This is a genomic window from Novosphingobium fluoreni, from assembly GCF_014196615.1.
In the GTDB taxonomy this organism is placed as follows: Bacteria; Pseudomonadota; Alphaproteobacteria; order Sphingomonadales; family Sphingomonadaceae; genus Novosphingobium; species Novosphingobium fluoreni.
Window position 1 is genome coordinate 278,750 of sequence record NZ_JACIDY010000003.1, and the last position, 13,399, is coordinate 292,148.

Consider the following 13,399-nt stretch of genomic DNA (forward strand, 5'->3'; position numbering starts at 1 on the left):
TCAGTCGAGGCGCGGGCGGTTTGCGATCGCCCGCACTTCGCTTGCCAGCTTTAGCGGGTCGAACGGCTTCAAGATGACGCCGTGTGCCCCATTGGCGACGTACTCTTCGAACCCAGAGCGTGATGCTCTGGCCGTCATGAAAATTCGCGTGGTCTGCCCCAGTCCCTCTCGCGACCGAAGCGCATCGTGCAACGCGAAGCCGTTCATGCCGGGCATCATCACATCCATCAGAATAACATCAGGTCGCCACGCGTCCTGATCCAGGGCTGCCAGCGCCGCTTGCCCTGAAGACACGGCGCGCACCTCCAACCCCGGGTCCAGTTGCAGCGCCATTGTCGCCACGATGCGGATATCGTCATCGTCATCGACATAGAGAATGCGCAGATCATGCGTCATCGTGGCTCCCCTCGGCTCAGGATTTCGCGAATGCAGTCGCGCAGCATCGGCAAAGAACTGCGCGATTTTACCAGCACTGCCTTCACCGGCCCGCTGATCTCCACGCCACTGTCCTGGGCGGAAAAGATGATCGTGGGCACCGGCTGACCATCGCGACCGACCAGTGATGGCAGCAAGGTGGTGCCGGCGCCGTCAGGCAAGCCGATATCCAGCAGCACCAGCGCCGGGGCCTCCCATTCCAGCACCGCCTGGGCGGACGCGATCCCGTTCGCCCTGACCACGCGCGCCTCTCCGGCCAACGAGGCGGCGACAACCTTGAACAGGTCCTCGTCATCGTCGATCATCAGGATCGTGGGGCACGCGGAATGCTCGCACAACGGCAGGGGAGGCGTTGGTGAACCCCGAACCAGCTGGGATGTCGCGTCACTGAGTGTCGCATCGTCGTCATGACAGGCCAGCGTGAAGGCGAAGCACGCCCCGCCTCCAGGGGCGGCCTCCACCCAGATCGCCCCGCCATGCCGCAGCACGATCTCGCGCGCGATGGCGAGGCCGAGCCCGGTGCCACCGGCCTGCCCGTCCGCCGGAGCCTGCACGAAGCGATCGAAGATATGCGCGCGATAAGCTTCAGGCACGCCCGGCCCTTCGTCGCTGATACGAACCGTCGACACGCCTGTCTCGACCGTCAGCCCGATCGTGACGGTTGAGCCCTTGGGCGAATGACGCACGGCGTTAGAGAGCAGATTGGCCGCCACCTGGAGCAGTCGCTGCCGGTCGGCCAGGATCGCGCAACTCTCCTGCGCGATCTGCAGCGACAGCCGAATTCCCTTGGCGTGCGCCGGCACTTCACTTTCCAGCGCGGCTTGGCGCAAAATGCCGACCAGATCGGTGGGAGCCAGGTCGATCGCCAGTTGGCCGCTGCCAAACTTCTCCAGGTCGAGGATGTCGTTGGTCAGGCGGATCAGTCGGCGGGCGTTGTTCTCCGCGATATCGACCAGCTGGTTCGCCGTTTGCGGCAGTTCCCCGGCCGCCCCGCCGCGCAGCAGACCCAGCGAACCCACCACCGAGGTCAGCGGCGTGCGCAGTTCGTGGCTGACAGTGGCGATGAAATCGTCCTTGATCCGCTCAATCTCACGCCGGTGTGAAATGTCCCGGATGGAAGCGACGACATGGATCCCGTCCGGCACTTCCATCAGACCCAGCGCCACATCCACCGGGATCATCCGCCCGTCCTTGGTGCGGGCACTGCGATCGAGAAACAGCGTCGTCTGCAACCGCCCTTCGGACAAGCCGATGCGATTGTGGAAGCACCCGTCTCCCTCCGCGATATCCAGCACGACAGAAATATCCCGCCGGCTCAATTCCTCCGGCTCGTATCCCAACACCCGCCGCGCGGCGGCGTTGACGCTTTCGATGGTGCCGCTGGGGTTGAGGATGACGATCGCATCGCTGGTGCTGTCCAGCGTGGCCTGGTTGCGGGCCGAGGCATCCGCCTCCGCCACCATCACGCGCCACCGTTCGCGCCGCGTTATCCAGATCGCCACCGTGCCCGCCAGAGACAGACCGCCGATCAGAGTGACAAGCAGCCAGACGACCCTTCGCGAACGCTCGGTTCGGCTCCAGAACGCCTCCGTCCCGCGCGCCACCCGCGCCGCATCGGCAACGATGATTGCCTGCATCTCCGCCTCGATCCGGTCCATCAGGCGCTGCCCTTCACCGTCCGTCACCCGGGCGATTGCCGCCGCCTGGCCTTGCAGCCGCAGGCGGCGCATCGCCTCGTCCATCTCGGAAAACTTGGCCATCACCAGCTTGTCCAGCAGACGGAGATGGCCATCACGCCCCGCGCCGGACCGCGCCAGGGCAACCAGATCCTGCTCGATCTCGCGGCGGGAGGGATCGTAGCTTTTGAGAAAGCCCGCATCGCGCGTGATGATGAAGCCGCGTTGCGCAGTCTCTGCCTTGCGCAGGCTGGCCAGCAGATCCAGCGCGTGCGCTCGGCGGACGGTGATCTGTTCCACCAGCGAGCCGGTCTGCCGCATCCGGTCGTATTCCCCATCCAGCCAGCGACCCAGCGCGATCAGCACCACCGGGATGAGCAGGCCCAGCAGAAGATAACGCGCCAGGGAGGGCGGACGCGGTGCGCGAAAACCGGCAGCTACGCTCATGCCGTCACGCTGCCGAGCAGCGGCTGCAACAGGAGCATCGCCTGCATCCGGTTGGAGACCCCGATATGGCGGAATATCGCTGTGAGATGGGCTTTCACGGTGGCTTCGGTGATCGCCAGATCGTGGGCGATCTGCTTGTTCGCGCGCCCATCCGTCAGCGCGAACAGGACCCGGCGTTGCGCGGAAGACAGGGCCTTTAGTCGCTGATGCAGCGCCGCCGCGTTGTCGGCACGGGCGCGGGCAGTGGCTTCGATCGCGGGGAACACTCGCTCCCCCGCCGCGATCCGGCGCAGAGCGTGGGCGATCGCGTCAAGCGGCTCGGACTTCAGCAGGAAGCCCGCCGCCCCCATGCTGCGCGCCAAGGCGATCGTGGCGACATCATGATGCGCGGTGATCAGGACGATCGGGACTTCGGGCAGGCGGAACTGCAGGCGCAGAAAACCGGAAAAGCCCCGGACATCCGGCAGCATCAGATCTAGCAGGACGAGTTGGAAGGCCCCGCCGATCGCAGCCGGTGGTTCCGCCGCCTCGCGCTCCGCCTCGGCGATGCTGCCCGCGCAAGCGATGACGGCGTCTGGCAGGGCATGGCGTAGCGCCAGCACTATTCCTTCGCGCGCCAGCGGATGGTCATCCGCCACCAAGACGCGCCGCGCCTTCATCCACCCTGACCCGATCGGCGCCGCTGTTCTCGCTTCATAGATGCACGGTTTCGGTTTTAACGTGCGCCTGTAAACCGTTATTGCTTCCAGAGGCGTGCAGTTCCTGTTCACGATCCTGGGTTCGCGAAAAAATGAAAACGATAGATTCACCGAGTCGTGAAGCCCCCATCGCCCTGTTGGTGGGGTTGGGTGAAACCGCCGCCAAAACCTGGGGGGAGGCCCTTGAAACAACGGGTTGGGCGATCAGGCGAGCGGCGGATACGCCGGAATGTTGCACCATGGCCGATCAGGAGCCGATAGCGCTGTTGCTGCTGCAGAAGTGCGCGCAGGTAGAGGCTGCTGCCGGGCTGGTTACCGCAGTTCGAGCGCTCCATGGCCCCAGCAGGACGGCTCCCATCGTGTTATTGACCGAAGCGGAGGCAAAGACTGATCCGAAATCGAGCAGTGTCGACGCGGCCATCCCTATTCACTGCCCCGCTGACCATGCCGCGCGAGAGCTGGAGCGGTGGCGGCCTGTTTCGCTGGAGCCGACTCGCCGAATCGCCGGGATCCTGGGGCCCGGCCCCATCGCCGGGATGATCGAGCGGCTGGGCGTTCGGCTGGAGGCGGCGATGGGTATGCTGGCGCAGGAACGGATCGACCAGGGGGAGGCGCATCGCCTGGCCGGGCTATGCGGCACACTGGGCTTCGCGCAGGCGCACGCCGCGTGGCTGGACCTGTCCCTTGGCGAAGCGACGTCGCTAGCCGAAGCGCGGCGCACGACGCGGTTGACGCTGGCCGCGATTGCCCGCGGTCTGTGACCCGGCGGCGTACAAAAATCGTTTCGTTCTTATACTTTGGTCTAAATCGGGGGCATGGTTAAGTAGAGTTGTAGGAAGTCCTTAATCGGCTTGGTCGCTTCTCGTGGCGATCTTGCAGAAGGACTTTCCCATGCTCATCCCTTCGATCTGCCGCAGGCGTCAGGCGGCCTTGCCGCTGGCGGTGCTGGCCATGATGGCCGCCTCGGCCCCGGCGCGCGCCGGGCAGTCGACCGGGACCATCGATCTTGAACTGAACGTGCTGAACGCCTGCACCGTCAACGGCGCGGCCACGGTGCAGGCCGATGTCGGCTCCACCGGCAAGATCCTGTTCACCGATCAGCCCGGCACTTTCACTTCTACCGACGCGCTGCTGGCGGGCACGGCGGGCAACTTGTCGATCCTGTGCTCACCCGGCGCCAGCCCGGTGCTGACGGTGGGTGCGGGCGCCCATGACAATGCCGGATCGCGATACCTCCTCTCCGGCTCGACCACGGTGGCCTATCGCCTGTTCAGCGATTCCGCGCGCACCAACGAGATCACGATCGGCAAGCAGATCGCGCTGGGCACCGCCTCCGCCGCCGCGATCTCCGTGCCGATCTATGCGCGGGCTACGAACAGCAGCGGCGGCATCCTGCCGGCTGGCAAGTACACCGATACCGTCCAAATCGTCCTCAGCTGGTAACCGGGGAGCGGGAGAGCAGCCTTGCACTTTTCCGTAAACCTGGCCGCCGTCACGGTGGTGGTGTGGGTCGCCACCGCCGCCGTGACGTGCCAGGCCGCCACCAGCAAGGCCTTCGATGTCACCGCCACCATCGTGAACGGTTGCGCCGTGGCGCAGGCAGGCGGATCGTGGGGACAGATTAGCCTGGGCACCGTGTCCGGCCTGGCGACGGGAACGGTGGAGGCCAACCTGATCGCCTCTGGCGTGAGCGGCGTGGTGATCGAATGCACCCCGGGCACGTCCGCCTCGCTCAGCGCTGACAACGGCAACAACGCAGCGTCGGGCCAGCGCCGCCTGATGCAGGCGGGCGTGGCCACGATGGTGCCCTACGCCTTGTTCGCCAACGGCTCGACCACGGCGTGGACCACGCAATCGCTGGCGCTGTCGTTCGCGGCCGGGGCCAGCAAGCAGACCATCCCGGTCAAGGCCAGCCTCACTCTGCCCGGAGCGCTGCAGGCGGGCAAATATACCGACACCTTGCGCCTTACCCTCAGTTGGTAGCGCCCGTGGACTTGGGGAGTTCGTGACATGATCCGTCGTGCGATGCTGCTGGCGTTGGGCCTGGGAATGGGAGTGGCGATGGCGACGATGCCTCGCCCTGCCGTGGCGCAATCCTCCGTGGTGCTGTGGCCGGTCGACCCGCGTATCGCGCCCGGAGAACAGGCCAGCGCGCTGTGGTTGGAGAACCGGGGGAAGACGCCGGTGACCTTGCAGGTGCGCGCCTTCGCCTGGCGGCAACCGGCGGGTGAGGACGATTATCAGCGGCAGGACGCCGTGGTCGCCAGCCCGCCCATCGCCGAAGTGGGGCCGGGCCAGCGCCAGCTGATCCGCGTGATCCGCCGCACCGCCGATGCTGCGGGCGAACATGCCTATCGCCTGCTGATCGACGAACTGCCGCCCCCCGCTCCGCCTGCCGAGGCCGGGGTGAGCGCGCAGCTATCGGTGCAGATGCGCTATTCGATTCCGCTGTTTACCTACGGCAGCCCCCAGGCGACGGCGCGCCCCGCGCTCACCTCGCGGATCGAGATGGCGGACGGCAAGCCGTGGCTGGCGATCACCAACACCGGCACCGGCCATGCCCGGCTGACGGACCTGAAGCAGGGCGGTGCCGTGGTGCGCGGCGGCCTTGTCGGCTATGTGCTGCCCGGGGCGACGATGCGGTGGGAACTGCCGGAGCAGGCGCGGCTGAGCGCCCCGCTCATCATCACCGTCAACGGCAGCGAGCAGACCCTCGCCCGGTCCAGCTGACGGTGGACCGGCGCGCCGATCGTGCCATCTGCCCGGCCCCTACCGCGCGCCCTGCCCGTCACGCTGGCAATCGCGATGCTTTCCGCCCCGGCCGCACAAGCGCGTGACCTGCCACCGCCCGACCTTGCCACGGAGCCGGCGGCGCAAGTCTACGTGCAACTGGTGGTGAACGGCCGCGAAGGCGAAGGGCTGGTGCCTGCGCAAGTGCAAGGCGCACATATCCGCATCGCTGCCAGCGACCTGGCCGCAGCGGGGCTGACGCTGGGGACCACGGCGGATGATGCCGCGCTGATCGACGTGTCCGCCCGTACCGATATCGTCACGCGTTATGATCCCCTGCTCCAGCGCCTGTCGCTGACGGTGCCGCTGGATATGCTGCCCGGCCAGACCATCGCCCCACCGCCGCGTGAGCGAGTGCGCGCCACCGCCAGCACCGGGGCGGCCCTGAACTATAACCTCTACGTCCAGCGATCGGGCGATACCGCGATCGCCAGCTTGTTCACCGAGCAGCGGCTGTTCGGCAGCTTCGGCGCGCTCTCCAACACCGGCGTTCTGCGAGTTCGGCTGGCGGGCGACGCGCCCCGCTCCGGCTACTTGCGCTACGACACGCGCTTTCGCCATGTCGATCAGGACAGCGCGATGGCGGTGACCGTGGGGGACGTGGTGACGGCGGCACTGCCGTGGTCCGGCTCGGTGCGGCTGGGCGGCGTGCAAGTGGGCCGCAGCTTCGCCGCCCGGCCGGATCTTGTCACCACGCCGCTGCCGCGCTTCGCCGGGGAGGCCGCCGTGCCCAGCGCCGTCGACGTCTTCATCGACGGGTATCGCCAGAGCAGCAGCACGGTGCAGCCGGGCCGCTTCGTGCTGGACGGCGTGCCGGTGGTGAACGGCGCCGGGCAAGCCACGCTCGTCACCACCGATGCGGTGGGCCGCCAAGTGGCCACGACGATCCCGTTCTACGTTTCGGCCACGCTGCTGCGCGCGGGGCTGACCGACTTTTCCGCCGAGGCCGGGCTGCTACGGCGCGGCTATGGCTTGCGCAGTTTCGGCTATGGCCCCGCCGCCGCCAGCTTCGTTGTGCGTCACGGTTTGAACCGACAGCTTACCGTGTCCGGCCATGGCGAAGGGGCAAAAGGGCTGGCGCTGGGCGGGGTGGGTGCGGACTGGGCTCCCGGATTGTGGGGCACCGCCCACCTCGCCCTCTCGGCCAGCCAGAGCGATGCGGGCAGCGGCACGGCGCTGACGCTGGGCTATGACTATTCCGGCCGCCGCTTTACGTTCGCCGCAGAGCACCGCCGGGTGAGCGGCGCGTTCCGCGACCTCGGCACTTTTGACCTTGCCGCCTTCAACCGTGTCCCATTGCGCGCATCCAGCAGCAGCCGGGTGGTGCTGGGCGTGCAGGCGGGCCGCTGGGGCAGCCTGGGCTTCAGCTTCATCGATGCCCGTGCCCGTGAAGGAAGCCGGGTGCGGTTGCTCTCCGCCTCGTGGTCCTTGCCGGTTTCGGAGCGGATCTTCGCGTTCGCCAACGCCGACTATGACGTGCGCCGCCATGCCGCCAGCGGGCAAGTCCGCCTGGTGGTGCCGTTGGGCCGCGCCAGCGTGAGCGGCGGCTTGAGCGCGCAGGCGGGCGGCGCGCTTCGGGCGGACGCTAGCGTGGACCTGGCGGTGCCGACCGACGGCGGCTGGGGCGGATCGGGCGCGCTGGCGGTGGACCAGCGCGGCAGCGCCTATGCGCAGGCGACGGGCCTCTATCGCAGCCAGACTTCACAGTGGGAGGCCACCGCCGCCCTCGCCGCCGGGCGCAGCGCAGTAGGCGGCGGGGTCAGCGGCGCGGTGCTGGCAATGGACGGGGGTCTGTTCGCCGCGAACGAAGCGCCGTCCTCGTTCCTCGTCGTCGATACCGGAGAGGCCGCGGGCGTGCCGGTGACGTATGAGAACCAGATCATGGGCCGCACCGATGCCAAGGGCCGCCTGTTCGTGCGCGACGTTACGGCGTGGCATCCCAGCCGGATCGCGATAGACCCGATCTCGCTGGACGCAGGATACGTCGCCAGCCGAGTGGAGACGCGCGTGGCCGTGGCCGAAGGCGCGGGCGCCGTGCTTCGCATGGCGGTGCGCCGAACGCGGGGCGGCACCGCGCGGCTGGTGGATGCGCAAGGCCAGCCGATCGCGCCGGGCAGCACTGCCACCCTGCCCAATGGCCGGAGCCTGCCTGTGGGCTGGGACGGCATGCTGTTCCTCTCGGACATCTCGGGAGAGGCCCTGGCCGTCACGGTGCGCCAGCGCGGCGGCGGCACCTGCACCGCCCGGATCGCCGCGCCGACCACGCGCCCGGCGATGGCGGACCTGGGCGAAGTGCCGTGCCGATGAGCCGCCGCCTTGTCCTGACACTGGCCCTGATCGGCTGGGCCGCCCTGCTCCTCGCCCCCGCGCCCGCTCGCGCCGCCTGCCAGACCGCCAACAGCAGCGCCAGCTTCGCCGACAGCAGCTCGTACACGGTGCAGGCGAACGGGGTTGCGCAAGTCTCCACCAGCGCGGGCTTCTCCTGCTCCGGCTCGGTCATCACGCTGGGCGGCACCAGCTCCGCCAGGGCAACGATCACCAGCGCCAACGGCTGGAAGCTGGCCGCCGGGGCCGACCGCATTCCCTACGCGGTCAGCGCCGATCCCAACGGCACCTACAGCTTCGCGCAGTACGGCACGATCAACTACTTCGATCCCACCATGCTCTCGCTGCTGACGATCCTGACCGGCGGGTCGTTCACCCCGCGCATCTACCTGACAGTGAACGGCAATGCGAACGTGGCCGCCGGGACCTACACCGATACCCTGACCGTGCAGTGGACCTGGACGATCTGCCACGCGGTGAACCTGAGCAACGCCTGCATCCTCAGCGAATCCGGCACCGGCACTTCCACGATCCCGGTGACGATAAACGTGGGCAAGGACTGCCAGATTTCCGCTCCGCCCGTTGCATTCGGTTCGGCTTCTTTGCTTAGCCAGTTCGCCGAGGTGACGCAGTCGGTCCTGGTCGATTGCAGCAAGGGCACCAGTTTCAACGTGGCGTTCACCAGTGGCTCCGCCCCCAGCGCGCGGCCGTGGCGCACCATGAAGGACGGTGCGGGCCGGGTGCTGCAGTACAACCTCTATCGCAGCGACGGCGCGACCATCTGGGATGAGAGCAATCCGCAAGCCGCCGCCACGCCCGGCACCGGCGCGGTCAGCCCCGCCCAGCCGTTTACCTACAAGGCCCGGATCAACCCGGCCCAGGCGGCGCCGGTGGCCGGCACTTACAGCGATACCGTCAGTGTGGTGGTGACGTTCTGACGCTATTGAGGGCAATTCGTGATGGTTAACATCGAATTAGTGTGCGGACTTAGCATTGTCTTAACCCGAAATGATACCTCTTGGTACCAAGGCGGGGATATGAGGATGGCGTTATGTTCGCACGGTTCGTGTCCCGCACAGCCAGAGCCGCAGTTTGCGGCGGCGGCGGGTGAAAGAGGATGGGCGGCTTGGAAATGAGATGGTCTCCGGCTGATCCGGCGGCAGTGCCGTTCACCGCCGGGGCTGCCGAGTGGCTGGGCCCGCGCGAGTGTGAGGAACTGGTCGACGAAGCGCTGACGCGGTTGCGCGGCGATGAGCGGCTGGGCCTGCTGTTCCTGAAAGTGCGCGGCCTGAGCGAGCAGCTGGACGCCCTGGTCAGTGACTGGAACAGCCATGCCACGCAGGAAGCGCTGATCTCGTTGCAGGCCAGCCTGCCGCCCGGCACCCGCATGGCGCGGCTGGGGCGGGAGACGCTGGCGCTCGTCTTTCCGCGCTTGCCGGGTCTGGCGCGGGCGGAGGAACTGGCCGCTTTCGTCACCGCGGAACCAATGCTGATCCGCGCCGGGCCGGGGATCCCGGTGCCGCTGGATATCCGCGCCGGGCTGGCTGTCGCCCCCGATCACGGCACCAGCTACGAAACCTTGCTGGCCCGCGCCGAGATGGCCGTGATCGAATTGCGCCAGAGCGCGGCGAGCTTCGCGGTCTTCCAGTCCGACTTTCAGACCCGCGCGATCCTGCGTTCCCGGCTGCGGCAGGAACTGGAACGGGCCGAGCAGAAGGGCCAGTTCGAGCTGCACTACCAGCCGCAAGTCGATCTGGCGACCGGGCGGGTCATCGGGGCCGAAGCGCTGATGCGCTGGAACCACCCGCGCCACGGCTTGCTGCCGCCGTCGGAATTCCTGGCGGGGCTGGAGCGCATGCCGCAGGCGCGCCGGGTGGACATCTGGGTGCTGGAAACCGCCGCGATCCAGGCCGCCGCCTGGAACGGGCAGAAACCCGGGCTTCGCGTTGCCGTCAACATCATGCCCAAGCGCTTGGGACCGGAACTCGTCGCCGATGTGGAGCGGGTGCTGGGCGATCACGGCCTGGCGCCAGAGGCACTGGAGATCGAGATCCCCGAACGCCATGCGCTGGACGATCTGGAAGGCGCGGCGCGCACGGTCCACGCCTTGCGGCGGCTGGGCGTGTCCGTGGCGCTGGACGATTTCGGCACCGGCTTCGCCTCGTTCTCCGCGATCAACACGCTGGAAGTGAATCGGCTGAAGATCGATCGCAGCTTCGTCACCGGGATGCTGTCCAACGGCAAGAGCGTGGCCATCGTCTCGACCCTGGTGGACCTGGGGCGGCGCATCGACATGGCGATCCTGGCCGAAGGCATCGAGACAACCGAGCAACGCGACGTGCTGCGGGCGTTCGGTTGCACCGAAGGCCAGGGCTATCTGTTCGGCAAGGCGATGGAGGCGGACCAGCTGTGGCCTTGCCCGCCGCTGGGAGTGATGGGTTAAGGGCAAGCGCCGTCGCCCGCTGGCGAGCGCGGGATAACGCCGGGAAGAGTTCAACGGTAGGCGTTGCGACCGGCGCTGGCCTGGCGCGACAGGCTTGGCTCAGCATTCCATTGTGCGACCGGCGAGTGGGGGAACGCGAAAGCAGGACCACACGCTCGGCTTTGAAGTGCAAGACAACCGGCGGGAAAAGCTCGCAAAAGCCCGTCGGCCCCATCTCCGGCGTTAGTGCCGGCGGGTTGAAGTCCTGCATCGCGGTGCAGGCGCCCGTCTTGAGCACCGGCCGCCTGGTGCAGAACGTCTGACGCCAGCTACGCGCCATCCGCACCCGCCATGTCGGATTTCTCCGACGGATGCAGCATATAACCGATATGGTTCGAAATGTCAAGGGGGAGCCGACCCTCTCCCCTCGCTCTCAAACTCGCATGCCGACGCAGGCGGGAGTGGCGAAGCTTTCGGGGCAGACGGAATTTCGAGACACCTGGGCAGTGAAGCCACCACGCTCCGTTCGTGTCGAGCGTAGTCGAGACACGGCAGCGCTGAAGCCGGGCGTCTCGACGCCGCTCGACGCGAATAGCGATGGGCACCGTCAGGTCCCGCTAAACAGAAAACCCCGCCCCTCTCGCGCTAAGCGAGAAGGACTGAGAAACCGTCAGGCCGCCTGCTTCTGCCGCTCGCCCGCTTCCAGGTTGAGCATGTCCGCCATCATGAACGCCAGTTCGATCGACTGGGCACCGTTCAGGCGGGGATCGCAATGCGTGTGATAGCGATCGGCCAGCGTATCGTCAGTGATGGCGATGGCGCCGCCGGTGCATTCGGTCACATCCTGGCCGGTCATCTCGATATGGATGCCGCCGGCATGCGTGCCCTCGGCACGGTGGACGGCGAAGAAGCCGCGCACTTCAGCCAGAATACGCTCGAACGGGCGAGTCTTGAAGCCGCTGTCGGACTTGATGACATTGCCGTGCATCGGATCGCACGACCACACCACCGGATGCCCTTCCGCCTTTACCGCGCGCAGCAGCTTGGGCAGACCGGCTTCCACCTTGTCATGCCCGAAGCGGGTGATCAGCGTCATCCGCCCGGCTTCGCGCGACGGGTTCAGGATATCGAGCATGCGCAACAACGCGTCGGGCTCCAGGCTGGGGCCGCACTTCATGCCGATCGGGTTGTCCACGCCGCGCAGGAATTCGACATGGGCCGAATTCTCGAACCGCGTGCGATCGCCGATCCACAGCATGTGCGCCGAGCAATCGTACCAATCCCCGGTCAGCGAATCGCGCCGGGTCAGCGCCTGCTCGTACTGCAGCAGCAGCGCTTCGTGGCTGGTGTAAAAGCTGGTGCCCTGTAACTGCGGCACGGTCTTGGGATCGACCCCGCACGCCGCCATGAAGTCCAGCGCCTCGCTGATGCGATCGGCCATCTCGCTGAAACGCTGGCCCCAAGGGCTGCGGCCGATGTGCTCCATCGTCCACTGGTGGACTTGGCGCAGATTGGCATAGCCACCGCTGGCAAACGCGCGGATCAGGTTGAGCGTCGCGGCCGATTGCGTGAACGCGCGCACCATCCGCTCGGGATCGTTCTCACGCGTGCCCGGCTCGAACTCGATGCCGTTGATGATATCGCCCAGGTAGCTCGGCAGCTCGACGCCGCCGATCGTCTCGGTCGGGGCCGAGCGCGGCTTGGCGAACTGGCCCGCCATGCGGCCCACCTTCACCACCGGCTGCTTGCTGGCGAAGGTCAAGACAACCGCCATCTGCAGCAGCACGCGGAACGTGTCGCGGATATTGTCCGGATGAAACTCGGCGAAGCTTTCGGCGCAATCCCCGCCCTGCAGCAGGAAACCGCGACCGGCGGCCACTTCGGCCAGATCGTTCTTCAGTTCGCGCGCCTCACCGGCGAAGACCAGCGGCGGGAACCTGGAGAGCGTGGCCTCAACCCCGCTCAGCTTCTCCGCGTCGCCATAGGATGGCAGGTGCCGCGCCTCGTGCGACTTCCAGCTATCCACTGTCCAATTGCTCGCCACGTACCATACTCCCGGTGCCGGCTGTGCCCGGCGCAATCAAGGGAGCGCGACATAGCGACTGAACGTAAGAAATGCAAAACAGGCGTTGCCGATCAGCGCGATCGTCAGCCCCACGGCTGTGCGGGATGCGCTTTCAGTCATGCCTCCACGCTGATGGGCAAGTTCCCGTCCCCGCGGTGAACGGCAACGCCAGCAGGCCGAAGCACCAGCGATCGGCGCTGCATGGGACCTTCTGGCGATGTAATTGTATCTCAAAGAAAAAAAGGATCGGGATAATCCATGTTTATCGCATCCCCCGGCAAATTGCTGTATGCTTCGCCTTGTCAACGACTCCAAAAGGAGATCACTGTGGACAATGACACCCGCTATTGCGCGACCCAGCTTTGCGAAGAGCGACGGCTGGCACGCACGGCGCCTTCCCCGGAAGCGGCGGAGCTGCACATCCAGCTGGCATCGCTCTACAAGGCGGAATTCGAAACGCGGCGCGCTACGGCCAAGCGTCGCCGCGCCGGATCTGGCGGCCGCAGAGCCGGTCAGCCCCACCGGCTTCAATAACGCCAGC

General features: G+C 67.0%; 12 protein-coding genes. 8 read left to right on the forward strand and 4 right to left on the reverse strand.

Annotated elements, in window-relative coordinates:
- Genes GGR39_RS08540 through GGR39_RS08550 form a run of 3 tightly spaced genes read right to left on the reverse strand, consistent with a single transcriptional unit; the run spans position 1 to position 3,217 of the window.
- The gene (locus tag GGR39_RS08540) at positions 1–396 is read right to left on the reverse strand and encodes a response regulator (protein WP_183616730.1); all 396 of its coding nucleotides are present in this window, start codon (positions 394–396) and stop codon (positions 1–3) included.
- Positions 393–2,558, reverse strand: a complete 2,166-nt coding sequence (locus tag GGR39_RS08545; RefSeq protein WP_183616731.1) for an ATP-binding protein — start codon at positions 2,556–2,558, stop codon at positions 393–395. Before GGR39_RS08545 ends, GGR39_RS08540 begins: the two co-directional genes overlap by 4 nt.
- The gene (locus GGR39_RS08550; protein ID WP_183616732.1) at positions 2,555–3,217 is read right to left on the reverse strand and encodes a response regulator transcription factor; all 663 of its coding nucleotides are present in this window, start codon (positions 3,215–3,217) and stop codon (positions 2,555–2,557) included. Before GGR39_RS08550 ends, GGR39_RS08545 begins: the two co-directional genes overlap by 4 nt.
- 278 nt (positions 3,218–3,495) lie before the next feature.
- Here GGR39_RS08550 and GGR39_RS08555 point away from each other — a divergent pair, with 278 nt between their 5' ends.
- The 7 genes from GGR39_RS08555 (at position 3,496) to GGR39_RS08585 (ending at position 10,814) form a co-directional block, all read left to right on the forward strand.
- A complete protein-coding gene (locus GGR39_RS08555; protein WP_183616733.1) occupies positions 3,496–4,017 on the forward strand; it encodes a hypothetical protein in 522 nt (173 codons plus the stop codon).
- A gap of 130 nt (positions 4,018–4,147) precedes the next feature.
- Entirely contained in the window at positions 4,148–4,699 is a 552-nt protein-coding gene (locus tag GGR39_RS08560) for a Csu type fimbrial protein (protein WP_183616734.1), read from the forward strand.
- 21 nt (positions 4,700–4,720) lie between these two features.
- On the forward strand, positions 4,721–5,239 hold the full coding sequence (locus GGR39_RS08565; protein ID WP_183616735.1) for a Csu type fimbrial protein: 519 nt from the start codon (positions 4,721–4,723) through the stop codon (positions 5,237–5,239).
- Between the two features lie 27 nt (positions 5,240–5,266).
- Positions 5,267–5,986 (forward strand): fimbrial biogenesis chaperone, encoded by a 720-nt coding sequence (locus GGR39_RS08570; RefSeq protein ID WP_183616736.1) that lies wholly within the window; start codon positions 5,267–5,269, stop codon positions 5,984–5,986.
- A 21-nt stretch (positions 5,987–6,007) separates the two neighbouring features.
- Entirely contained in the window at positions 6,008–8,353 is a 2,346-nt protein-coding gene (locus GGR39_RS08575; protein ID WP_183616737.1) for a fimbria/pilus outer membrane usher protein, read from the forward strand.
- The gene (locus GGR39_RS08580) at positions 8,350–9,309 is read left to right on the forward strand and encodes a Csu type fimbrial protein (RefSeq protein ID WP_183616738.1); all 960 of its coding nucleotides are present in this window, start codon (positions 8,350–8,352) and stop codon (positions 9,307–9,309) included. Before GGR39_RS08575 ends, GGR39_RS08580 begins: the two co-directional genes overlap by 4 nt.
- 194 nt (positions 9,310–9,503) lie before the next feature.
- Positions 9,504–10,814, forward strand: coding sequence for a putative bifunctional diguanylate cyclase/phosphodiesterase (locus tag GGR39_RS08585; protein WP_183616739.1), 1,311 nt, complete (start codon positions 9,504–9,506; stop codon positions 10,812–10,814).
- A 649-nt stretch (positions 10,815–11,463) separates the two neighbouring features.
- Here the strand turns inward: GGR39_RS08585 and GGR39_RS08590 are convergent.
- Complete coding sequence (locus GGR39_RS08590) at positions 11,464–12,837, reverse strand: class II 3-deoxy-7-phosphoheptulonate synthase (RefSeq protein WP_183616740.1); 1,374 nt, start codon at positions 12,835–12,837, stop codon at positions 11,464–11,466.
- Positions 12,838–13,185: 348 nt separating this feature from the next.
- On the opposite strand from GGR39_RS08590, the gene GGR39_RS08595 reads away from it, so the two are divergent.
- Positions 13,186–13,392, forward strand: a complete 207-nt coding sequence (locus GGR39_RS08595) for a hypothetical protein (protein WP_183616741.1) — start codon at positions 13,186–13,188, stop codon at positions 13,390–13,392.
- Positions 13,393–13,399 lie beyond the last annotated feature (7 nt).

Excerpts from the sequence above, each read along its gene's own strand:
- GGR39_RS08540 (WP_183616730.1), bottom strand. The coding sequence starts at position 396 with ATGACGCATGATCTGCGCATTCTCTATGTCGATGACGATGACGATATC.
- GGR39_RS08570 (WP_183616736.1), top strand. The coding sequence starts at position 5,267 with ATGATCCGTCGTGCGATGCTGCTGGCGTTGGGCCTGGGAATGGGAGTG.
- GGR39_RS08555 (WP_183616733.1), top strand. The coding sequence starts at position 3,496 with ATGGCCGATCAGGAGCCGATAGCGCTGTTGCTGCTGCAGAAGTGCGCG.
- GGR39_RS08580 (WP_183616738.1), top strand. The coding sequence starts at position 8,350 with ATGAGCCGCCGCCTTGTCCTGACACTGGCCCTGATCGGCTGGGCCGCC.
- GGR39_RS08550 (WP_183616732.1), bottom strand. The coding sequence starts at position 3,217 with ATGAAGGCGCGGCGCGTCTTGGTGGCGGATGACCATCCGCTGGCGCGC.
- GGR39_RS08545 (WP_183616731.1), bottom strand. The coding sequence starts at position 2,558 with ATGAGCGTAGCTGCCGGTTTTCGCGCACCGCGTCCGCCCTCCCTGGCG.
- GGR39_RS08585 (WP_183616739.1), top strand. The coding sequence starts at position 9,504 with ATGAGATGGTCTCCGGCTGATCCGGCGGCAGTGCCGTTCACCGCCGGG.
- GGR39_RS08560 (WP_183616734.1), top strand. The coding sequence starts at position 4,148 with ATGCTCATCCCTTCGATCTGCCGCAGGCGTCAGGCGGCCTTGCCGCTG.